This window comes from Mesorhizobium sp. WSM4829 (genome assembly GCF_055811475.1).
Genome location: NZ_JBVVQJ010000023.1, coordinates 80,688 through 101,110 on the forward strand (window position 1 = coordinate 80,688; position 20,423 = coordinate 101,110).

Below are 20,423 nucleotides of genomic sequence, written 5' to 3' on the forward strand. Positions count from 1 at the left end.
CCGCGCTGCTTTATTGCGCCCAGGCGGGGCTTGCCCGGGGCCGCGGTGTTTTCCCCGCGCCCCCCGCGCGGCGCCCCGCCCCTCCCCGGCCCCCCCGACACCGCGCGAGACGAGCGCGATCTCGGCTTCGGCGACGACGCACCTCGCGCGGGCCACTGCCTCTTTCGGACCGAAGGCGCGCGCAGCACTTTTGAGGAGAGCCTTTGCGCGAACGAGATCGCCGAGCTGCGCCATTGCAATGCCGCGCAGCGCAAGCGCAGGCGCATCGTCACGCAGGGCGACCCGCTTCAAAGCGCCAAGAGGATCACCCGTCGCAAGGGCGCGCGCCGCAGCGGTGATCAGCGAGTCCATCGGAATCCCGTCACACTTGTCACTCTCACCTTTCGATGTCCGGTCCTAATCTATCTCAGCACCAACAACCAGCGCGCCGTAAGAAGAAGATGCAACGAGGCAGGCCATAGACATAGAGGACAGAACATAGAGGAGAAGAACGATGCCGACACACAGGACCGGGACACGTGAGGAGTGGCTGGCAGCGCGGATTGATCTGCTCAAGGCAGAGAAGGAGCTCACGCGACAAAGCGACGAGGTGGCGCGGCGGCGGCAGGAATTGCCTTGGGTTCGGATCGATAAGGATTACCGATTCGAGACCGACGAAGGCAGCGCTTCACTGGCAGACCTTTTCAGGGGACGCTCTCAACTCCTCGTCTACCACTTCATGTTCGGGCCCGATTATACGGCGGGCTGTCCGGCCTGCTCAGCGATCGCGGATGGATTCGACGGCTTCGTCGTCCACCTGGCCAACCACGACGTCACGCTTTCGGCGGTATCGCGGGCACCGCTCGCGAAGCTGCAGGCGTACAAGCGGCGGATGGGATGGACGTTCCCCTGGGCCTCCTCCCACGGCAGCGACTTCAATTTCGACTTCGACGTTTCGTTCACCGAGGAGCAGCAGCGCGAGGAAGGCATCGAATACAACTATGTCCGCGAGGCGCCTCTCGCCAAAATACCCTCGCGTACGACTGCCGACGGCTCCGAGACGTTCGCTGCAATGAGCGGAACAGACATGGCCACGTACACGCGCGAGAGGCCAGGCATGAGCGCATTCGTGCTAGAGGACGGCGTCGTCTACCACGCCTATTCCACCTATGCGCGCGGACTGGACGGCCTCTGGGGCATGTATCAGTGGCTCGACCGCGCGCCCCAAGGCCGTAACGAGACGGGCGTCTGGTGGCGCCGCCACGACGAGTACGGCCAAGGCTGACGTTCGATGACACTGCACCACACGCAGGAGATGCCGCCCGCGGGCAGCGGATCTGCCGATTTCCCAAGCGACAGTGTCGCCGCCCGCGGCGCGGCCGACTGGCTATCGCTGGCGGCCGCGCCCACCTTCGCAATCATGGCGCTGCTGACGGCCGTTACCGGTGATGCCGACATGATCTGCGCGGCGCAAGATGCGTCGCCGCTGAACGAAATGGCGATGATGTACTTGCTGATGAGCGCCTTCCATTTTGCGCCCTGGCTGAAGCTGGTCGCCGGCCGACGAAGCGGTGCCCACCGGTCGTGACCCAGCGTTCGCCGGATCAAACGGCAACTGGCGCGCGACGTAGCCCGACGTGGCGATGGCGTTCGATTTTGTGCAATGCCAGTTCTGAGCCCGGCAAAAGGGGTAATTACCTAGCTGACGAACCCAACGTGAAACAGGAATATTTACCAAATTATATACTTGACGTACCAATGACCGATTCGATAGAAAAGCCGGGACAGGCCGGCACTGAAATTGAGATCACGCCCGAGATGATCGAGGCGGGTGTTGCTAGATGCCGCGACTTTGCGCTGGGCAGTAGATTGTCAGCACTCGCGGAAGCAAGTTATTTAGCGATGGAGATTGAGAGGCGATTCAAGTGTGGCTCTCAGCCTCCGCAATGAGATATTCTAGGTATTTAATGTAGAGTTTCCCAACAGTAAGTGGATTTGGTGCAATCGGTTGCCCCATGTGTTCCTTTGGCGGGTGGAATACGTCGCGTTCCCTACTTGTTATTGTAAGCAGTATAGGTGTATAGTTAGTCGTAAGTAGTGCGCTTCCTGTTCTTTTGACATTGGGATTAATGAACATGTCCAGAACGTTATCTGGTCTGTAATGCTTATCAAAATGGATCATCATCCCGCCTTTTCCTACAATTAGCTTGGTAGCGATCTGAACATCTGACACGGCCTCAATGCCATGCTCTTCTTCGTTGCGAGCTTGCCTCATATAGAGAATGAGAGCATCCTTTTTGCCAGCCGATCTTATGCCTCCGTACCATTGGCGGCCTTGGGGAGTACCTTTTGATCCGGCCTCCAGTATGTTGAATACGGCTGCTGCGGATATGAGAAAATCACCCCATTTGTCGCTAAATAGCTTTGAGGTCTTATTCGGTTCGCACTGCGCGAAGCTGGCCTTGGCAGACTCAAGGCGAGTTCTAGCCTTTTGAATGGCCGCAACCTTCATGAAAGCCACCATGCCAGAAACTCCCAAAGACAAAGACCAGGAAAAGGGCGACGAGGTATTGCGCCGCCTATTGAAGACGCCGCCGAAGCCAAAGGAATCCAAGGCTAAGGCAAAGCCGAAACCGGACCCGAAGCGGCGTGTCAGTTCAAAGTAGAGGATCCGGCGCTCAAGTTCGGCTGTGGTTGCTCAAGCATCTCAAGAGCCTTGGTGAGCGCTTCCACCAGACCGCGAGCCGCAACCGGACCGCACCGCAAATGCGCGGTGGAAACAATCTCAGCCGAAGCTCCCCCGCTCTGGCTTGGGATCAAAATACGGGCAGCCAGTTCGACCTGTATTGCGCCAGCCATCACCCCAAAGGTGGGGGCGAAATCAAAATAGATGAACGGAGCAGTATCGGGGTTTCTGTAAGGTGGTGGCGCGGGTGTCTCGGGAGCATCGGCCATAACGATTCCTTTCGTTAAAGACCGAAGCCTATTTCCTTTTGCGCATATTTAGGAGTCGCTTGGCCTTTTGCTTAAGCGTGATTGGCTTCACCAATCCGCCGATAGGTAAGGCGCTTGTCGCGGGCCATGCGAAGCAGGTCGGCGGCGCGTTCTGCATCTGAGACTTTCAGAGCGGCGCGGCGATTCTAACGGAAATCGAACTCGGCCAAGTAGCGGTGCAAGTGACCCTCGCCGCAATGCTGGTAGACGCCGACCATGCCGCGCTTGAAGACTGAGAACACGTTTTCGATGGTGCTGGTGTGGACGACGCGGTCGGCTTCGTAGCGAACGTACTCGCCGCGAGTGTGCTTGACGGTGGCGTGATCTGCGAACTCAAGGCCGGTGATCGGGTAGAAGTTGGACTCGTCGGTCATGAGCGTCGACTTACGGTCGGCGTCACGGACCAGCACATCGCGGACAGACGCCTTCCTAGCGCGCTCGACATGGAAGGAACGAACCGAACCGCCGCGCTCGACAAGCGCCACGATAGAACGCTTGGAAGAATTGGCAGGCTTGCCGCGAATGGTGCGCTTCTTGATCGTGTCCTTGGGTCCGAAATAGGTCTCGTCGGCTTCCACGATTTTGCCTTCGCCGCCAAGCGGGCCGGATGACTTCACGTCTTCCTTCATGGCTTCACGAATGCGGTGCGCCATGAACCATGCGGTCTTGTAGGTGACGCCAAGCATACGGTGCAACTGGTGAGCGGACATGCCCTTCTTGGACGACGCAAAGAGATGCGAAGCCAGCACCCACTTGTGCAGGCCGATCTTAGAGCGCTCGAAGACGGTGCCGACCGTCACGGAGAACGGCAGGCGGCATTCGTTGCACTTGTAGACGCCGGGACGCGTGGACTTGCCAGCCAGCTTGGTGATGCGGTCAGGATTGGCATTGCCGCAATGAGGGCAGAACGGACCATGCGGCCAATGGATAGCCTCCAAATGTTCGCGGGCCTTGTCGGCGTCGTGGTAAATTTCGGCGGTCAGATCGAACATTGCGGTAACTCCTTGCAGCGTTATCGCAAATTGATTGTGGTACGTCAAGTATATAATTAGGAATATGTACCTGACAGGTCGGCAGTTTAGCGCGTTCTACGCAGCGAGCGGATAAAGACAACAAGGGCGCCTAGGGCGAACCCGGGATTGGTGAAGGACCACCCTCCTGTACGCGCCAGGAACTCTGCCTCTAGTGGATCTTGCGGACCAAGTGGACCCCGTTCGATATGCTCCCTCTCTGGAGAAGCTCGCCTTGCGGCCTTAAGCTTTTCAAGGCGCGCGCCCAAGCGCTTAAGCCGCGCTTGCAACTCGTTGTCCGTCAAGTGTTCCATACATCTGTCATCGCACCAACTCTGGGTTGGAGCAACACCGCTACCCAGCTGTAGGGGAATGGCATTGGATTTAGGCGGCCGCCTTTTTAGGTCTTTCATCCGGGTGAATCCCGCCCGCAGGTGGAGGGTTCAGAACATAAACTACAGAGTTCCGCCGGATAGGTTGACCTCGCCTGCATGACGCATCATGCGGCGAAAGCTCATCGAGATATGGGCTCGCCTGATGTGCCCGATCGACTCCCAGTCGCCGATCTCGGCGGCGGCAAGCACCTCTTCCATTTCGCGGCGGAACGCAGTGAACTCCTCGACCAGGCCCAACTGCGGCATCATCTTCAGGACGACGCGCGCGACCTGAAAATACAGGCGCTCGCTGATCTCGCGCAGCGGCTGGTTGCCGGTCATCGCGGTGAGCTCGTAGAAAAAATCCATGTTGAGGCGCAGGAAAGCGCGCTGGTCGGGATTGAGCACATCGGAATCGCAGCGCGCGATGAGTGCCCTTATCCGGTCGAGGTCGTCCGCCGTGCGCGGGATCGGCGAAAGCTTGCCGACGAGGAGCGCCAGCTCCAGGCGCAAGTGATAGACCTGCTGCAATTCCTCGATGTCGACGTCGGTGACGATCGTGCCGACGCCATGGACGGATTGAACCAGACCCTCGGATTCGAGGCGCGCCAGGACACGGCGAACCGGCGTGCGGCTGATCTGGAATTCCTGGGCAAGCTCTTCCTCGGAGAGATGGCTGCCGGGCGCATAGTCGAGCAGGCAGATGCGGTCGCGCAATATCCGGTAGATACGCTCGAACCGCTCCCGCGCCGAGAGCGGGCGCGGCGGTGCGGCGGTCGCGGCCAGGGGCGCGGCATCCGTCTCAAGCGTCATCCAGCCTCCAGGACAGCGTGCAGGAACTGCCGCGTCCGCTCGTTCTTGGGGGCGCCGAACAACTCGTTTGGCGGCCCCTGCTCGCAAATCTTGCCGGCATGGAAAAAGCAGACGCGATCGGAGAATTCCTTGGCAAATCCCATCTGGTGGGTGACCATCAGCATGGTGAGGTCATGTTCCCTGCCGAGTTTTCGGATGACTTCAAGCACCTCGCCGACGAGTTCGGGGTCGAGTGCCGAGGTCACCTCGTCGAACAGCATGATCTTGGGCCGCATGGCGCAAGCGCGGGCGATGGCGACACGCTGCTGCTGGCCGCCGGAAAGCTGCGAGGGATAGTGGTCCTTCTTCTCCGACAGGCCGACCATGTCGAGCAGCTCGGCCGCACGCGCCTCGGCATCGGCCCGCTTCATGCCGAGCACGGTTATCGGCGCCTCGATGCAGTTCTGCATCGCCGTCATGTGCGGGAACAGGTTGAACGACTGGAACACCATGCCGATCTTGGCGCGGATCTTGCGGATGTGCGCGAGATCGGCGGGAACAAGCTTGCCGTTCCTCTCCATGTGGGTGAGCGGCTCGCCTTCGACCCAGATGACGCCGTCATTGATCGTCTCCAGCGTCATCAGCATGCGCAGCACCGTGGTCTTGCCGGAGCCGGACGGCCCGATGATGGAAACCTTCTCGCCGCGTGCTATGTCCAGATTGAGCCCGTCGAGAACGGTCAGCGCGCCGTAGCGTTTCGAAACATTGTCGAAGCGGACCATCGGTTGTTCCGTCATCGCATGGTCCTCCGGTTGAGCAAGCCTTCGAGGGAGCGAATGAGCGCAGCGGAAACCAGGCTCATGGCAAGGAAGAACAGGCCGACCAGCGTCATCGGCTCAGTGTAGCGGAAGGTTTCGGAGCCGATGATCTTGGCGGTCTGCATCAGCTCCAGCACGGCGATTGCGGAAAGCAATGGCGTCTCCTTGAACAAGGCAACCAGATAGTTGCCGAGCGCCGGAACGATCGGCGGGATCGCCTGCGGAATGATGATGTCGCGGAACGTCGTCCAGGCTGACAGATTGAGGGCGACCGAGGCTTCCCACTGGCCGCGATGGATGTTGTCGAAACCGGCGCGATAGACCTCGGAACAATAGGCAGCGTAGTGGATACCGATGGCAAGCACCCCGGCGGTGAAGGCGTCGAGCACGACACCGAATTTCGGAAAGACGAAATAGAGAAAAAATATCTGGATCAGCAACGGGGTCGACCGGATCAGTTCGACCAGCACCGAAATCGTCCAGCCGGTCCACGGCACGGCGATGCGGACCACCGCCAGCACCAGGCCAAGCGAGGCGGCAAGCGCAAACCCGATCAGCGTCGCCTCGATGGAAACGATGGCAGCGCTGGCGAGCACCGGCAGGATTTCAAAAGCAAATGCCCAGTCCCAGATCATGCTGCCTTCCCCCGCGCCAATCCGAGCGAAGCCCGCCTTTCGAGAAGCCGCATGCCGATGGTCACGACCAGCGACATTGCCAGGTACATCAGCAGGACGAGGGTGAAGATCGGAATGGTCTTGAACGTGTTCTGGTTCATTTGCTGCGCCTTGAAGGCGAGGTCCGAGAGCGTGATCAGCGAGACCAGCGCTGTCGATTTCAAAAGCTCGATGAACAGATTGCCCCAAGGCGGGATCATGGCGACGAAAGCCTGCGGCAGGATGATCCGGCGCAGCATCTGGGGGCGGCTCATGTTCAATGCGGTAGACGCCTCCCACTGTCCGCGGGCGACGGACTGGATCGCGCCGCGCACGACTTCCGATCCGTAAGCACCAACGTTCAGGCCGAGCGCCAGGACAGCAACCAGAAATGCGTTGAGCGTGACACCGAATTGCGGCAGCACGAAAAACAGCCAAAACAATTGCACCAGCGCCGAGGTGCCGCGGAAGATCTCGACATAGACCGTGGCCAGCCATTTGAGCGGCGCCGGGCCATACATCCTTGCCAGCGCCGCCAGCACGCCCATGACGATTGCCAGCAGGCTGCCGAGGATAGCGATCTCGATCGTCAGGACCGCGCCTTGCAGCAGCCCCGGCATAAACACTTTGTAAGATTCCTGCGTTGACAAGGCACCGATCACGACAAGCGCGACGACCAGCATGGCAACGAGCGTACGGATTCCCATGCGGATTCCCCCAGGAAAAGGGGCGGCGCTTTCGCGCCGCCAGCAGTTGGGAACCTATTTGCCCGCGCAAAGCTCCGCAGTGGTCTTGTTGGGCAGGTAGTCCTTGCCGAAGCCGAGCGGCTCGACCAGCGCGATGTGCTCCGGCGAACCGAGGAACGTCTTCAGCTCGGCGTTGAACGCCTCCTGCAGGTCGGTGTCTTCCTTGCGGAAGCCGAAGCCGCCATGGCCTTTCACCGACTTGCCGGCAACCTCGCCGAACGGTTTGGTCGATTCGACGCCGTCGGCCTTCTTGGCCATGTCTGCGATCGAAAGAGCGGTTAGCGCGGCAGCGTCGGCACGGCCCGACTGGACGGCGGCGACCAGACTGGACTGGTCGGGCAAGGCAACGATCTGCCCGGCGGCGACACCAGCGTCCTTGGCATAGCCGCCCTCGACGGCGCCGGCCATCACGGCGAGCTTGAGATCCGGGTTTTGCTTGATGCTGGAAAAGTCCTTCACGCCCTTCGGATTGCCTTTTGCCACCAGCATGGCCTGACCGATGCCGTAGGACGGCTCGGAGAAATTGATCTCGGCGCAGCGCTTCGGATTGATGAACATGCCGGCGGCGATGATATCGAAGCGGCCGGCCTTGAGACCTGGGATAAGCGAGCCGAACTCGGTCAGCACGCCGTCAACCTGCGCGATACCCATCTTGGCGAGTACCGCCTTGGCAACTTCCGGCGCTTCGCCGGTCAGCTTGCCGTCAGGCGTGGCGTAACCGAACGGCGCCTCGTTGGCAAAGCCGACGCGGATATAGCCGTCCTTCTTGGCCTGTTCGAGGGTGGTTTCCGCATAAGCGGGCAGCGCCGTGAATGATGTCGCGGCAAGCGCGAGGCAGGCGGCGGCTTTCACGACCATCCGGCGCGATATCGATGATTTGAACATGCTTTTCTCCCATTGAACAACTGACTGATATTCCGGGCGCGGCCTTCTTCGAGGTCGACACTTGCCTGTCAAGACGTATACAACTGCCCTAGACATTGTGCAAGCTAAGATATAAAAACTACAGAAATCTGGTAATAATTCGTAATCAGACCACACATTATTGCCAGTTGTGCACAATTTAACAAAAAACCAGCGTACTGGCAGGTGGGATTTCGGTGGCGAGCGCGAGCGGTTTCGGGACTTTCACGCAAGCGGAGTATGCGCAGCGCCTGGCCGGCGTGAAGTCACGCATGGAGAAGGCCGGCTTCGACCTCATCATCTGTCAGGATCCAGCTAATATGTGCTGGCTGACTGGCTATGACGGATGGTCGTTCTATGTTCCGCAATGCGTGCTCGTCCATCTCAGGGAAGACCGGCCGATCTGGTTCGGCAGGGCGCAGGACGCCAGGAGCGCACGCCTGACCACCGGCCTGCCGGAGAAGAACATCGTGCCGTTCTCGGAACGGCTGGTGCAGCAGCCCGTCGAACACCCCTATGACGAACTCGCCCAGCTGATCCGGTCGCGTGGCTGGGGAAACGCCCGCATCGGCGTCGAGATGGACGCGCATTATTACACCGCGCGCTGCCATGCCCATCTCGTCAGCGGGCTGCCTGACGCGCACTTCGCCAACAACCACGATCTCGTCAACTGGGCGCGGCTGGTCAAATCCGAAGCCGAGCTGGCGCTGATCCGCGAGGCCGGTGCGATCTGCACACACGCCATGAAACGCGCCATAGAAAAAATGCGGCCCGGCGTGCCGCAGAACCATGTCATTGCGGAAATCTATCAGGCACAGATCATGGGCGTGCCTGGAGCGGGCGGCGATTATGCCGCGATCTGTCCGCTGATGCCCGTCGGCGAGGGCACCAGCACGCCGCATCTGACCTGGTCCGACGCGCCGCTGCCGGACAGCGGCCTCGCCATTCTGGAGATCGCCGGGGTGCGGCGGCGCTATCATGCGGCGCTGACGCGGACCGTGCATTTCGGCAAGCCGCCGCAAGCCCTCGTCGACATGGCCAAGGCGATTGTCGAGGGCGTCGACGCCGGCCTTGAGAAGGCGCGCCCCGGCTACACCGCCGAAGAGGTGGAAGCCGCCTGGCAGGCAGTGTTGAGGAAGAACGGGCTGAAGAAGGAGAGCCGCGTCGGCTATCCGGTCGGGCTCGCCTACCCGCCCGATTGGGGCGAACGCACCGCAAGTCTTCGTTCCGGCGACACCACCGAGATGCAGTCCGGGATGTGCTTCCATTTCATGGCCGGCGTTTGGCTCGACGATTTCGGCATCGCCATCTCGGAATCCTTCGTCGTCACGGATCGCGGCGGCGAACGCCTCTGCGACGTGGCGCGCGAACTCATCGTCATCGACTGAGCATGGGGACTGGAAGCCGGTCACTGACGAAAGATCATGCCGGCAAAGAAACCGGTAACCAGAACGAGGACGCCTGATGGACCGTAATCCGTTTTCCGAAGCCGAAATCGCCGGCCGCCTTGTCAGGGTCCGCACGGCGCTGGCCGAGCGCGAGCTCGACGCAGCGGTTTTTGCTTCGCCGGAGAACGTCTTTTACCTCACCGGGCTCGATCACTGGGGATATTTTGCCCCTCACCTGCTGATCGTCCCACTCGAAGGGAAACCTGTCCTGGTCACCCGCTCGATGGAAAGGGTGACGATCGAGAAACAGGTGACGGCAGCGGAGTTCCGCGGCCATTCCGACAGCGAAACGGCGGCCGACCTTGCCGCGCGGGTGCTTGCGGAGCTCAGCCTGTCCGGCAAGCGGATCGGCCTCGAATACTGGACGGCTGGCCTCAGCCATGGGCTTGCCGTCGCACTCCAGACGCAGGCCGATGCCAGATGGAACGATGTTTCCGGGCTGGTCGACAGGATGCGGCGAGTGAAGAGCGCCGAGGAACAGGCACTGATGCGTCAGGCGGCACAAGTGACCGACGCCGCCGCCGGCGCCGCGATCGCCGCGATCTCGGACGGTGCCTCCGAACAGGAGGTCGCAGCCCAGTGCGTTGCGGCGATGATCCGCGCTGGCGGTCATGCTCCGGGCTTCGGCCCGTTCATCCGCCCGGCCGCGCGCCTGGGCGAAGAGCATACGACCTGGGGCGACGGGATCTACCGCAAGGGCGAGCCGGTCTTCGTCGAACTGTCCGGCTGCATCTCGCGTTATCACGCGCCGCTCGGCCGGCTCGTTCGCATCGGCCATATCAGCGACGAAGACGCCGCGATGGCGGAGGTGACCGCCAAGGCGTTCGATGCCGTCGTCGAGGCACTCAGGCCCGGCGCCAGGGCGCGCGACGTCTACGCTGCCTGGCAGACCGTCGCCGACGAGGCCGGTCTTTCCCATTATCGCCGCCATCACTGCGGCTACCTTGTCGGCGCCGGACAGCCGCCATCATGGACTGGCGGCAATTCGGTGACCGGCTTGAGGCACGATTCCGATCTCGAAATCGAGACCGGGATGAGCTTCCACATCCTGTCGTGGCTGATGGGCACCGGTCGCGGCGATGACTTCGTCTCCAACACCGTGCTTCTGACCGATGCGGGCGCCGAAGTGCTTACCCGCACGCCGGCCGGCCCGATCGTTCGATAGGCCGCAGGGATGGCGCGCTATTCGGCATTTTCGATTTTCCGCAACGCGCTGTCTGGCCAGAAGAACTGGCAGCGCGCCTGGCGGGCAGCGGAGCCAAAACCGTCCTACGACGTGATCGTCATCGGCGGCGGTGGACACGGCCTCGCTACCGCCTTCTACCTCGCCGAGAACCACGGCATCCGCAACGTCGCGGTGCTCGAAAAGGGCTATGTCGGCGGCGGCAATGTCGGCCGCAACACCACCGTCATCCGCTCCAACTACCTGCTCGACGGCAACACCCAGTTCTACGAATTCTCGATGAAACTCTGGGAGAACATGTCGCGGGCGCTGAACTTCAATGTCATGTTCTCGCAGCGCGGCCAGCTCGTCACCGCGCATTCCGCCGACCAGCTCGACGGCTTCAGCCACCGCGCCAACATCATGCGGCTGAACGGCATCGATGCCGACATCCTCGACCGCGACGAGGTGCGCCGTCTCGTGTCCTATCTCGATTTTTCCGACACCGCCCGCTTTCCGATCCATGGCGCCATCTTCCAGGGCCGGGCGGGCACGGCGCGCCACGACGCGGTCGCCTGGGGCTATGCGCGCGCCGCCGACGGCCATGGCGTCGACATTATCCAGAACTGCGAAGTGACAGGCTTCCTCCGCGACGGCGACAGGATCGTCGGCGTCGAAACGACGAAAGGCCGGATCGGCGCCGGCAAGGTCGGCCTCGCTGTTGCCGGTCATACATCCGTGCTCGGCGCCAAGGCCGGCCTGGAACTGCCGATCGAAAGCCACGTCTTGCAGGCCTTTGTCACCGAACCGCTGAAGCCGTTGGTGGACCATGTTGTCGCCTATGGCGCCGATCATTTCTACGTCAGCCAGTCGGACAAGGGCGGGCTGGTCTTCGGCGGCAATCTCGACGGCTACAATTCCTACGCCCAGCGCGGCAATCTGGGCGTCGTGCGCGAAGTGGCGGAGGCGGCGATCGCTCTGATGCCGTGCATTTCGCGCATCCGACTGCTGCGCCATTGGGGCGGCGTCATGGACATGACGCCCGATGCCAGCCCGATCATCTGCCCGACGCCGATCGAGGGGCTCTATCTCAACGGCGGCTGGTGCTATGGCGGCTTCAAGGCGACGCCGGCTTCCGGCTGGTGCTTCGCCCACACGATCGCCACCGGCAAGCCGCACCCCTTGATCGCAGCCTACGGGCTCGATCGTTTCCGCACCGGCCACACGCTCGACGAGGCTGGCGCCGGCCCCTCAGCCTGGCTGCAATAGGAGGCGCAAGACAATGCTGCGCATCGAATGCCCCTGCTGCGGTCTGCGCGACCATGACGAGTTCCGCTACGGCGGCGACGCTTCCGTCACGCGTCCGGCGCACGACGATCCCGATCCCGAGGCCTGGTACCGTTACGTCTATGTCAGGACAAATCCGGCTGGCCTGCACCGCGAGTTCTGGCAGCACGTGATCGGTTGCCGGCAATGGCTGGTGGTCGAACGCGACACGCGCAACCACGCCATCGCATCCGTCGATCTCGCCAGGCAATTGTCGGCCAGGAAATTACCCGCCAGGAAACCACCGGCATGAGTTCGAACCACAAGCGGTTGTCGATGGGCGGCCGTATCGATCGCGAGCAGCCGGTCGAGTTTACCTTCGACGGTCGGAGCCTGATCGGATATCGCGGCGATACGCTTGCCTCCGCGCTGCTCGCCAACGGCGTCACGCTGGTCGGGCGCAGCTTCAAATATCATCGTCCACGCGGCATTTTTTCCGCCGGGGCCGAGGAGCCGAATGCACTGGTCACGCTTGCAACCGCAGGCAGGCGCCAGCCGAACCTGCCGGCGACGACGCTGGAACTCCAAGACGGCCTAGTCGCGGAGAGCCAGAACCGCTGGCCTTCGCTTGCCTTTGACGTGCAAAGCGTCAACGGCCTGTTGGCGCCGTTCCTGTCGGCCGGCTTCTACTACAAGACCTTCATGGGCCCGACGCGCCGCGCCTGGATGTTCTACGAGCACTTCATTCGCAAGGCGGCCGGGCTTGGCAGAGCCGGCACCGATCCCGACTCAGACCGCTACGACATCAGTCATGCCTTTGCCGATGTCGCCATCATCGGCGGCGGCCCTGCAGGCTTGTCGGCGGCGCGTGCTGCCGCAGCGGCCGGCGCGCAGGTGGCGCTGATCGAACAGGATTTCCTGCTCGGCGGCCAGCTTCTGGCGGAAGCTTCCGACAGCGCTGCGGCCGCATGGCTGAGACAGGCCGAGGCCGAGCTGGACGGCTTCAAAACCGTCGCCCTGATGAAGCGGACGACCGCTTTCGGCATCTATGACGGCAATGTCATCGGACTGGTCGGGCAACGCGACCCAGCCAATCCGCGGCCGGCCGGCGAAGTGCTGCAGACATTGACCATGCTTCGCGCCCGCTCGATCGTTTTCGCCACCGGCGCCATCGAGCGACCAATGGTATTCTCGAACAACGACCGACCCGGCGTGATGCTTGCCTCGGCCGCCCGGACCTACCTCAACCGTTTCGCCGTCCTGCCCGGCAAGAAAATAGTCGTCGCCACCAGCAACGACGGCGCTTGGCGCACCGCCTTCGACTATGCCGCAGGCGGCGCAGAGGTGACGGTTGCCGATCTGCGTGCAGCGCCGCCCGCCGCACTTGCCGCAGAAGCCGCACGGCTCGGCGTGGTGGTGCGGGCCGCAACGCGCATCGTCGACGTGCGCGGCGGCCATGCCGTCAGGCGTGCAACGCTGAGCGGAGCGGACGGCCAGTCCGAGGCCGCCTGCGACCTGGTCTGCGTGTCCGGCGGCTGGTCGCCGACCGTGCATCTCACCTCGCACCTGGGCGTCAAACCTCAATATCGCGACGACATTGGCGGCTTCGTGCCGGGCGCGTTTCCGGCGGACCGGTTCGGCGCCGGCTCGATGATGGGAATTTTTTCGACCGCCGATGTCATCGAGGACGGTCATCGCGCCGGCACCGCGGCAGCATCATTCTGCAGCAAGTCGGCGCCGGTGCCTGCTCCGTCGAAACTCGATCTTGGCGAGACCGCCACGGCCCCGTTTCGCGAAATTCCTTCTCTCGGCCGTGGAAAGGCTTTTGTCGATTTCCAGATGGACGTGACGACCGAGGATATCGAACTCGCCCATCGCGAGGGCTATGAATCGGTCGAGCACCTGAAGCGCTACACCACACTCGGCATGGGCACCGACCAGGGCAAGACCAGCAATTTTTCGGCGCTTGCCGCGATGGCGGCCCTGCGCAACACAACCATCCCCGAGACCGGCGCCACGACCTTTCGACCGCCCTATACGCCGGTTGCCATCGGCGCGCTTGCCGGACGCGCCACCGGCCATCATTTCAAGCCGATCCGCCGCACGCCGATGCACGACTGGCACATGGCGAACGGCGCCGAAATGCTGGAGGTCGGGCTCTGGATGCGGCCCTATTTCTATAGGCAATCCGGGCGCGACGTGAACGAAGCGTATGTCGCCGAAATGCGGAGTGTGCGCCAGGCCGCTGGCCTGATGGACATCTCCACTCTCGGCAAGATCGACATCCAGGGCCCGGATGCCGCGATTTTCCTCGATCGCATCTACGCCAACGGCTTTGCCAAACTGCCGGTTGGCCGTGCGCGCTACGGCGTCATGCTGCGCGACGACGGCATCGTCTTCGACGACGGCACCACGACGCGTCTGGGCGAGAACCGGTTCTTCATGACCACCTCGACCGCCAAGGCCGCCGACGTGCTGTCGCGTCTTGAATTCCTGCTCGATACGGCTTGGCCGGATTTGCGCGTAGCCGTGACCTCGGTGAGCGATGAATGGGCGGCGATGTCGGTTGCCGGACCGAAAAGCCGCGCAATTCTGAGTGCCGCGTTTCCCGCACTCGATGTTTCCGACGCGGCACTTGCGCATATGGGATTGCTCGAAAGCGAATGGCAGGGCCGTGCGCTCCGCATCCTGCGTCTCAGTTATTCCGGCGAGCGCGCCTACGAGATCTATGTCGGCGCAACTGCCGGTGAACAGCTTTGGAGCCGCCTGCTCGAAGCAGGCAGGACGCTCGACCTGAAGCCTTACGGCGTCGAGGCGCTCGGCGCGCTGCGCGTCGAAAAGGGCCATGTCGCCGGACCTGAAATCGATGGGCGCACGACGCTCGACGATCTTGGCCTCGGCCGCATTGCGGGCAAGCGTACCGGCTTCGTCGGCGACGTGCTGCGACGGCGCCCCGCCTTCCAGGCGCCCGACCGCCAGCGCCTGGTCGGACTGGAATGCATCGAAGAGGGGAAACGCCTTCGCGGTGGTGCCATCCTGTTCCTGCCGGGCGAGAAACCTTACGGCCACGGGCGCGGCCGCGTCACCTCCGTCACCTTCAGCCCTGAACGCGGCCACTATGTCGGGCTGGCCTTGCTTGCCGGCGATGTCGGCAGCGAAGGAAGCGAGGTCGTGGCCGTCTATCCGATGAAAGCCGAAACGGTCCGTGCCCGAATCGTCTCGCCGGTATTCCTCGATCCGCAGGGGGAGCGACTGCATGGCTAGCCCGGATTTCAGCCTGTCCGTGGCCGATTGCCCACTCATCCAGATCGAGGGCTGGGACGGCACGCTGGCGCAATTCGAATCGAACCTTTCGGCGTCGCTCGGCACGAAACTTCCTGCCTCGGTCGGAGAGACGGTCCGTCACAAAGGTTTTCTCGTCATCCGCGTCGCGCCTCGCCGCTTGTGGCTGGCTCTCGACGACGGCGCGCAAGCATCTTCGCTTGCCGTCGACCCGGATCTCGGCTGTTCGGTTTCTCTCGGCGAGGGTCGCGTGCGTTTCAGAATGGCCGGGGCGGACATCGCAGGAGTGCTCTCCAGATGCATCGCCGTCGACTGGTGCGCGCCGGCGGCCGCCCCGGGCCGCGCCGTGCTGACATCCTTGCACCATGTGCCCGTGCTGTTCCTGCGCACCGGCGAGACCGCGTGCGAACTCATCGTGCCGCGAAGTTTTTCGCAAAGCCTCTCGGACTGGGTTGCCGGACTGGATTGCTGACGCCGCTGGTAGGGAAAGGACCAGGGCGCGAGCGCTCGTCTCAGGCGGCGCTCCACGGTCTTGCCCCTTGGATGATCTCTTGAGCACGCTCGGCAAAGCGACCGGCGAGCGGCGACTTGCTGGCGGCATCGGCCGACGCCGCGCTGCCTGCCCGCGCCCGGTCGGCGATGCCGACGAAGATCACAGCGAAACGGAACAGTGAAAAAACCAGGTGGAAGCGTTGCAGGGGCGCAGTCGGCACGGCATGCGTGAAATAATGGTCGAGGAATTCGCGCTGGCTGGGGATACCGAGGGCGGCATGATCGAGGCCGAGGATGCCGCCATATTCGTCCGGCGTCGAATGCCAGGTCATCGAGCAAAAGCCGAGATCGGCGAGCGGATGACCGATCGTCGACAGCTCCCAATCGAGAATGCCCATCACCTCCGGCTTGCCGGGATGGAACAGCAGATTTCCGAGGCGGAAGTCGCCATGGGCGATCGACACGCGTCCATCATCCGTAGGCAGATGCTGCGGCAACCAGTCGGCGACCGCTTCGAGTGCCGGAATTCTGTCACTCGGCGATTCCCTGAGCTGCCGGGTCCAGCGGCCGATCTGGCGCTCGAAATAGTCGCCGGGCGGGCCGTAGTCGCCGAGACCGACCGCGTCGGGACGGACAGCATGCAGCTTGGCCATCGCTTCGGCCATGCCGTAATAGATGGCGCGTCGCTCCGCGGGTGAAAGGCCCGGCAGCGAACAGTCGTGGAAGACGCGACCATCCAGCCGCTCCATCAGGTAGAACGACGTGCCGAGCGGCTCGGCGCCGGCGTGAAAGAGCACCGGCCGCGGCACCGGCACGTTGGTCGCTGCGAGCGCTTCAAGCACGCGGAACTCGCGGTCGACGGCATGCGCCCCGCGCAGGATCGGCCCGGCCGGTTTCTTGCGCAGCACCATGCGATGCGCACCATAGTCGACGAAGTAGGTGGGGTTGGACTGCCCGCCGCCGATCCGCTCGAGCGTCATTGCGGCATCGCCGAAGCGGTTCGCGAGAAAGCCCTTCAATGCAGCAGGATCGAAATCCGCATTCAACGGCATCTTTTCCTCCTGAGATGCCACCCCGCGTCCGCTATGCCTCGCCTTCGACGGTCCAGCGCCAGAAGCCCCTCTCCTCTTCGTTGAGGAAACGGTTCAGCACCATCTTGTGGACCTCATCGGCGCCGTCGACCAACCGCGCCTGGCGCGCATAGCGGTAGATCCATTCGAGCACCGTGTCCTTTGAATAGCCTCGCGCGCCATTGATCTGGATCGCCACATCGGCCGCGTCATGCAGCACATTGGCGACCTGGACCTTGGCCATCGATACTTCCTTGCGGGCAAAGCCGCCGCGGTCCAGCTCCCACGCAGCCTTCATCACCAGGATGCGGCCGATCTCGATGCGCATGGCGAGGTCGCCGAGCTTCAGCTGGACGCTTTCGCGGTCGGCGAGGCGCTGGCCGAAACCATGGCGCTCGGCAGCGTAGGCGCGCGCGATCTCAACGCAGCGCTTGGACAATCCAAGCCAGCGCATGCAGTGGGTAAGCCGCGCCGGGCCGAGCCGCACCTGCGTCACCTTCATGCCCCTGCCCTCGCCAACCAGCATGTCTTCGACAGGGATTTCGAGCCCCTCGAATTCCAGCTCGCAATGCCCGCCATGCTCCTCCGGGCCCATGATCTCGATGCGGCGCATGATGCGCCAGCCCGGCTGGTCCTTGTGGAACATCAGAGCCGACAGACCATGGCGCGGATCGTCCGAGGTTCGCGCGATCAGAATGAAATGGCTGGCCTGCTGCGCGCCGGTGATGAACCATTTGCGGCCGGTCACCACGTATTTGTCGCCGCGCCGCTCCGCACGCGTCATGATCATCGAAGGGTCCGAGCCGCCGCCGGGATGCGGTTCGGTCATGGCAAAGGCCGAGCGTACCTGGCCCTCGACAATCGGCTTCAGCCATTTTTCCTGCTGCGCCGGCGTGCCGAGCGCCTCCAGCACCATCATGTTGCCATCGTCGGGCGCTGCCGAATTGAACACCACGGGTCCGAAGATCGACCGGTTCATCTCCTCATAGCAAACCGCAATATCCATCTTGCCGAGACCGGCGCCGCCGCTTTCCAGCTTGAGCTGCAGGCACCACAGGCCCGCCATACGCGCCTTGGCGCGAAGCGTCTCCAGTAGCGGCAAGGCGATATTTCCATGTGCGTCATAGGACGTCTTGTCGGCCTCGAGCGGCAGGATCTCACGCTCGACGAAGTCGGCAATGCGGACGCGGTAATCTTCGGTGCGGGCGGGAATGTCGAAATTCATGGACAAACTCCCAGCGATGAAACGAGGTGGCCACCATCGATGGACGAGATCGCCGAAAAGCATCGGGTCCATATCCGAAATCGAGCGCGCGCTCGTTTTCCTTATTCGCCTCTATCCTCTTTTGCAGCTGCCGTCATCCGGCGAAGCGTGGTTCCGCCACGCCCTTGATGCCAAGGCCGGTTATCGCGAACAGGCTGCCGCGCAGGACGCCATCGCCGGGGAGGCGCGGTAACGACCACCACGACTTCGATCTTCATGCCGTCCTCCTCTGTTGGCACCGTGCGGCGAGAGGCGAGCCGCCTCAGAACGCGACCTTGTCGCCGCCCTTCAGTGACAGGATCTCGCGCGCCTCGTCGGGCGTCGCCACTTCCATGCCAAGCCCCTCGATGATCTTGCGGGCAAGCACCACCTGCTCCGCGTTCGATTTGGCTAGCTTGCCCTTGCCGGCCCAAAGACTGTCTTCGAGCCCGACGCGGATGTTGCCGCCAAGCGCTGCCGATTGCGCGGCGATGCGCAACTGGCTGGCGCCGGCACCGAGCACCGACCAGCGGAACTGGTCGCCGAACAGCCGGTCGGCGGTGCGCTTCATATGGGCGACATCTTCGGGATGGGTGCCGATGCCGCCAAGCAGACCGAACACCGACTGCACGAAGAACGGCGGCTTGACCAGCCCGCGATCGGCGAAGTGCGAGAGATTGTAGAGATGGGCGATGTCGTAGCACTCGAACTCGAACCGCGTGCCGTTGTCGGAGCAGGTCGCAAGGATGTATTCGATGTCCTTGAACGAGTTGCGGAAGACCAAATCACGCGTCGCTTCCAGATGCGGCTTTTCCCAGTCGAACTTGAAAGTCTCGTATTTGTCGACGAGGTGATAGAGCCCGAAATTGATCGAGCCCATGTTGAGCGAGGCGACCTCTGGCTTGAACTCGGCGGCCGGGCGCACGCGTTCCTCCACCTTCATGTAGGGACTGCCGCCGGTGGTGATGTTGATGGCGGCATTGGTGGCCTGCTTGATGCGCGGCAGGAAGCGGGCGAAGGCCGCCGGCGTCTGGTCGGGCTTGCCGGTCTCGGGGTCGCGGGCATGCAGGTGCAGGATCGCCGCACCTGCCTCCGCCGCCGCGATCGCCTCGGACGCGATCTGGTCCGGCGTGATCGGCAGATAGGGCGACATGGTCGGTGTATGGATCGCCCCGGTCACCGCACAGGTGATGATAATTTTGCCCCTGGTCTGCTGGGCGCCGGGCTTGCGGCTTGTTTCCGTCATCTTCCAAACTCCTGATCCGATTTTTTCTTGTGCGCGGCCAGTGCCATCAGCCGGCGGTCGCGCCAAACCTGCCGTTCGCCGAGTTCTTCCCGCGGCAGCCGCTTGCGGCGGTCGGCCTCCACCGTCTCGATGACTTCGCCGGCCCAGTCGACGCGGCGCAGCATCTGCGGAAAAATGTTGGCATAGATCGATTGATAGCGCTCGATATAGTCGCGTACACCGCCCGGCGCATTAAGGTCGATCGTTTCGAACGGACCCATGAACGACCAGCGCAGCGCCAGCCCGTCGCGAATGCCGATATCGACATCCTCGACGCTGGCATAGCCGTCGGCGACAAGTCGAAAAGCCTCCTCCAGCAGCGCGCCCTGCAGGCGGTTCATGATGAAGCCGTCGAGCTCGTGCTTCATCACCAGCGGCGCGTGGCCCGCATCGACGAGGAAGGCGCGGGTCCTTTCGACCGTTTCGGAAGACGTCCATGGCGCCGGCACGACTTCCGCGGCCGGGATGAGGTAGGGCGGATTGATCGGATGCACGACCAGGCAGCGGTGCCGCCCTTGCAGATGGTCGGTGAATTTCGACGGCAGCAACGCTGAGGTGGAACTGGCGATCACCGCTTGCGGAGCGGCCATTGCATCGATCTGCGAGAACACCTCGCGCTTCACGTCGAGGTTTTCGGGCGTGTTCTCCTGGATATGGACCGCATCGGCCAGCGCTTCTTCGAGCTCCGCAACGACGGCAATGCGACCAAGCACGACGTCGATTGCCTGCCCCCGCAGCAGATCATTCGCAGCGAGGTCGCCGAGCACGCCGGCGATGTAATCGTGCGCACCTTCGGTCGCGGCCGGCGACTGGTCCCACATCCGCACATCGTGGCCGGCGCGGGCAAAACTGATCGCCCAGGCCCGCCCGATGAACCCGCTGCCGACAATCGCTACGTTCATCATG

At 62.7% G+C, this 20,423-nt stretch carries 20 protein-coding genes and 2 pseudogenes; 9 read left to right on the plus strand and 13 right to left on the minus strand.

Going from position 1 to position 20,423, the window contains the following annotated elements; genetic code table 11:
• Positions 1-95: 95 nt before the first annotated feature.
• Positions 96-351 (minus strand): annotated as a pseudogene (locus AC0L17_RS21620) (helix-turn-helix domain-containing protein); the annotation flags it as partial.
• Between the two features lie 142 nt (positions 352-493).
• Between AC0L17_RS21620 and AC0L17_RS21625 the strand changes: the two are divergent.
• Together AC0L17_RS21625 and AC0L17_RS21630 are read left to right on the plus strand one after the other, a co-directional pair.
• Positions 494-1,264, plus strand: coding sequence for a DUF899 domain-containing protein (locus AC0L17_RS21625; RefSeq protein WP_473517317.1), 771 nt, complete (start codon positions 494-496; stop codon positions 1,262-1,264).
• A gap of 6 nt (positions 1,265-1,270) precedes the next feature.
• On the plus strand, positions 1,271-1,567 hold the full coding sequence (locus AC0L17_RS21630; protein WP_473517318.1) for a hypothetical protein: 297 nt from the start codon (positions 1,271-1,273) through the stop codon (positions 1,565-1,567).
• Between the two features lie 333 nt (positions 1,568-1,900).
• On the opposite strand, the gene AC0L17_RS21635 is transcribed toward AC0L17_RS21630, so the two are convergent.
• The 8 genes and pseudogenes from AC0L17_RS21635 to ehuB form a co-directional block, all read right to left on the minus strand.
• Positions 1,901-2,503 carry a hypothetical protein gene (locus AC0L17_RS21635; RefSeq protein ID WP_473517319.1) on the minus strand — a complete coding sequence of 201 codons (603 nt, stop codon included), beginning with the start codon at positions 2,501-2,503 and terminating at the stop codon, positions 1,901-1,903.
• Between the two features lie 128 nt (positions 2,504-2,631).
• Positions 2,632-2,934 carry a hypothetical protein gene (locus AC0L17_RS21640; protein ID WP_473517320.1) on the minus strand — a complete coding sequence of 101 codons (303 nt, stop codon included), beginning with the start codon at positions 2,932-2,934 and terminating at the stop codon, positions 2,632-2,634.
• Between the two features lie 71 nt (positions 2,935-3,005).
• Positions 3,006-3,965, minus strand: a pseudogene (locus AC0L17_RS21645) (IS1595 family transposase).
• A gap of 473 nt (positions 3,966-4,438) precedes the next feature.
• A complete protein-coding gene (locus tag AC0L17_RS21650; protein WP_023800466.1) occupies positions 4,439-5,170 on the minus strand; it encodes a GntR family transcriptional regulator in 732 nt (243 codons plus the stop codon).
• Positions 5,167-5,946, minus strand: coding sequence for an ectoine/hydroxyectoine ABC transporter ATP-binding protein EhuA (ehuA, locus tag AC0L17_RS21655; protein ID WP_027152502.1), 780 nt, complete (start codon positions 5,944-5,946; stop codon positions 5,167-5,169). Before ehuA ends, AC0L17_RS21650 begins: the two co-directional genes overlap by 4 nt.
• Positions 5,943-6,602, minus strand: a complete 660-nt coding sequence (gene ehuD / locus AC0L17_RS21660) for an ectoine/hydroxyectoine ABC transporter permease subunit EhuD (RefSeq protein ID WP_023800464.1) — start codon at positions 6,600-6,602, stop codon at positions 5,943-5,945. The genes ehuA and ehuD overlap by 4 nt, the downstream gene beginning before the upstream one ends.
• Positions 6,599-7,327, minus strand: coding sequence for an ectoine/hydroxyectoine ABC transporter permease subunit EhuC (gene ehuC, locus AC0L17_RS21665; RefSeq protein ID WP_473517321.1), 729 nt, complete (start codon positions 7,325-7,327; stop codon positions 6,599-6,601). The genes ehuD and ehuC overlap by 4 nt, the downstream gene beginning before the upstream one ends.
• Positions 7,328-7,381: 54 nt before the next feature.
• Positions 7,382-8,251: an ectoine/hydroxyectoine ABC transporter substrate-binding protein EhuB gene (gene ehuB / locus AC0L17_RS21670; protein WP_473517322.1), complete on the minus strand. Its 870-nt coding sequence runs from the start codon at positions 8,249-8,251 to the stop codon at positions 7,382-7,384.
• A gap of 215 nt (positions 8,252-8,466) precedes the next feature.
• Here ehuB and AC0L17_RS21675 point away from each other — a divergent pair, with 215 nt between their 5' ends.
• The 6 genes from AC0L17_RS21675 to AC0L17_RS21700 all read left to right on the plus strand — a co-directional run bounded on the left by AC0L17_RS21675 (position 8,467) and on the right by AC0L17_RS21700 (position 15,899).
• Positions 8,467-9,657 (plus strand): M24 family metallopeptidase, encoded by a 1,191-nt coding sequence (locus tag AC0L17_RS21675; RefSeq protein ID WP_473517323.1) that lies wholly within the window; start codon positions 8,467-8,469, stop codon positions 9,655-9,657.
• A gap of 76 nt (positions 9,658-9,733) precedes the next feature.
• Positions 9,734-10,882: a M24 family metallopeptidase gene (locus AC0L17_RS21680; protein WP_473517324.1), complete on the plus strand. Its 1,149-nt coding sequence runs from the start codon at positions 9,734-9,736 to the stop codon at positions 10,880-10,882.
• A gap of 9 nt (positions 10,883-10,891) precedes the next feature.
• Positions 10,892-12,148: a sarcosine oxidase subunit beta family protein gene (locus AC0L17_RS21685; protein WP_473517325.1), complete on the plus strand. Its 1,257-nt coding sequence runs from the start codon at positions 10,892-10,894 to the stop codon at positions 12,146-12,148.
• Positions 12,149-12,161: 13 nt separating this feature from the next.
• A complete protein-coding gene (locus AC0L17_RS21690) occupies positions 12,162-12,458 on the plus strand; it encodes a sarcosine oxidase subunit delta (RefSeq protein ID WP_473517326.1) in 297 nt (98 codons plus the stop codon).
• The gene (locus AC0L17_RS21695; protein ID WP_473517327.1) at positions 12,455-15,409 is read left to right on the plus strand and encodes a sarcosine oxidase subunit alpha family protein; all 2,955 of its coding nucleotides are present in this window, start codon (positions 12,455-12,457) and stop codon (positions 15,407-15,409) included. The genes AC0L17_RS21690 and AC0L17_RS21695 overlap by 4 nt, the downstream gene beginning before the upstream one ends.
• Positions 15,402-15,899: a sarcosine oxidase subunit gamma gene (locus tag AC0L17_RS21700; RefSeq protein WP_473517328.1), complete on the plus strand. Its 498-nt coding sequence runs from the start codon at positions 15,402-15,404 to the stop codon at positions 15,897-15,899. Before AC0L17_RS21695 ends, AC0L17_RS21700 begins: the two co-directional genes overlap by 8 nt.
• 40 nt (positions 15,900-15,939) lie before the next feature.
• On the opposite strand, the gene AC0L17_RS21705 is transcribed toward AC0L17_RS21700, so the two are convergent.
• Together AC0L17_RS21705 and AC0L17_RS21710 are read right to left on the minus strand one after the other, a co-directional pair.
• Positions 15,940-16,971 (minus strand): phosphotransferase family protein, encoded by a 1,032-nt coding sequence (locus AC0L17_RS21705; RefSeq protein ID WP_473517329.1) that lies wholly within the window; start codon positions 16,969-16,971, stop codon positions 15,940-15,942.
• 31 nt (positions 16,972-17,002) lie between these two features.
• Entirely contained in the window at positions 17,003-18,214 is a 1,212-nt protein-coding gene (locus AC0L17_RS21710) for an acyl-CoA dehydrogenase family protein (protein WP_473517330.1), read from the minus strand.
• Here AC0L17_RS21710 and AC0L17_RS21715 point away from each other — a divergent pair.
• A complete protein-coding gene (locus tag AC0L17_RS21715) occupies positions 18,201-18,446 on the plus strand; it encodes a hypothetical protein (protein WP_198032841.1) in 246 nt (81 codons plus the stop codon). The genes AC0L17_RS21710 and AC0L17_RS21715 overlap by 14 nt on opposite strands.
• Before the next feature lie 69 nt (positions 18,447-18,515).
• Here the strand turns inward: AC0L17_RS21715 and kce are convergent, their stop codons facing one another.
• Together kce and AC0L17_RS21725 are read right to left on the minus strand one after the other, a co-directional pair.
• The gene (gene kce / locus AC0L17_RS21720; protein ID WP_473517331.1) at positions 18,516-19,478 is read right to left on the minus strand and encodes a 3,5-dioxohexanoate:acetyl-CoA acetone transferase; all 963 of its coding nucleotides are present in this window, start codon (positions 19,476-19,478) and stop codon (positions 18,516-18,518) included.
• On the minus strand, positions 19,475-20,422 hold the full coding sequence (locus AC0L17_RS21725; protein WP_473517332.1) for a 3-hydroxyacyl-CoA dehydrogenase: 948 nt from the start codon (positions 20,420-20,422) through the stop codon (positions 19,475-19,477). The genes kce and AC0L17_RS21725 overlap by 4 nt, the downstream gene beginning before the upstream one ends.
• Position 20,423: the final 1 nt, after the last annotated feature.

Excerpts from the sequence above, each read along its gene's own strand:
- AC0L17_RS21680 (WP_473517324.1), top strand. The coding sequence starts at position 9,734 with ATGGACCGTAATCCGTTTTCCGAAGCCGAAATCGCCGGCCGCCTTGTC.
- ehuA (WP_027152502.1), bottom strand. The coding sequence starts at position 5,946 with ATGACGGAACAACCGATGGTCCGCTTCGACAATGTTTCGAAACGCTAC.
- AC0L17_RS21635 (WP_473517319.1), bottom strand. The coding sequence starts at position 2,503 with ATGGTGGCTTTCATGAAGGTTGCGGCCATTCAAAAGGCTAGAACTCGC.
- AC0L17_RS21640 (WP_473517320.1), bottom strand. The coding sequence starts at position 2,934 with ATGGCCGATGCTCCCGAGACACCCGCGCCACCACCTTACAGAAACCCC.
- ehuB (WP_473517322.1), bottom strand. The coding sequence starts at position 8,251 with ATGTTCAAATCATCGATATCGCGCCGGATGGTCGTGAAAGCCGCCGCC.
- ehuD (WP_023800464.1), bottom strand. The coding sequence starts at position 6,602 with ATGATCTGGGACTGGGCATTTGCTTTTGAAATCCTGCCGGTGCTCGCC.
- AC0L17_RS21700 (WP_473517328.1), top strand. The coding sequence starts at position 15,402 with ATGGCTAGCCCGGATTTCAGCCTGTCCGTGGCCGATTGCCCACTCATC.
- AC0L17_RS21625 (WP_473517317.1), top strand. The coding sequence starts at position 494 with ATGCCGACACACAGGACCGGGACACGTGAGGAGTGGCTGGCAGCGCGG.
- AC0L17_RS21710 (WP_473517330.1), bottom strand. The coding sequence starts at position 18,214 with ATGAATTTCGACATTCCCGCCCGCACCGAAGATTACCGCGTCCGCATT.
- AC0L17_RS21650 (WP_023800466.1), bottom strand. The coding sequence starts at position 5,170 with ATGACGCTTGAGACGGATGCCGCGCCCCTGGCCGCGACCGCCGCACCG.
- AC0L17_RS21705 (WP_473517329.1), bottom strand. The coding sequence starts at position 16,971 with ATGCCGTTGAATGCGGATTTCGATCCTGCTGCATTGAAGGGCTTTCTC.
- AC0L17_RS21725 (WP_473517332.1), bottom strand. The coding sequence starts at position 20,422 with ATGATGAACGTAGCGATTGTCGGCAGCGGGTTCATCGGGCGGGCCTGG.
- AC0L17_RS21715 (WP_198032841.1), top strand. The coding sequence starts at position 18,201 with ATGTCGAAATTCATGGACAAACTCCCAGCGATGAAACGAGGTGGCCAC.
- AC0L17_RS21690 (WP_473517326.1), top strand. The coding sequence starts at position 12,162 with ATGCTGCGCATCGAATGCCCCTGCTGCGGTCTGCGCGACCATGACGAG.
- AC0L17_RS21685 (WP_473517325.1), top strand. The coding sequence starts at position 10,892 with ATGGCGCGCTATTCGGCATTTTCGATTTTCCGCAACGCGCTGTCTGGC.
- kce (WP_473517331.1), bottom strand. The coding sequence starts at position 19,478 with ATGACGGAAACAAGCCGCAAGCCCGGCGCCCAGCAGACCAGGGGCAAA.
- AC0L17_RS21630 (WP_473517318.1), top strand. The coding sequence starts at position 1,271 with ATGACACTGCACCACACGCAGGAGATGCCGCCCGCGGGCAGCGGATCT.
- AC0L17_RS21695 (WP_473517327.1), top strand. The coding sequence starts at position 12,455 with ATGAGTTCGAACCACAAGCGGTTGTCGATGGGCGGCCGTATCGATCGC.
- ehuC (WP_473517321.1), bottom strand. The coding sequence starts at position 7,327 with ATGGGAATCCGTACGCTCGTTGCCATGCTGGTCGTCGCGCTTGTCGTG.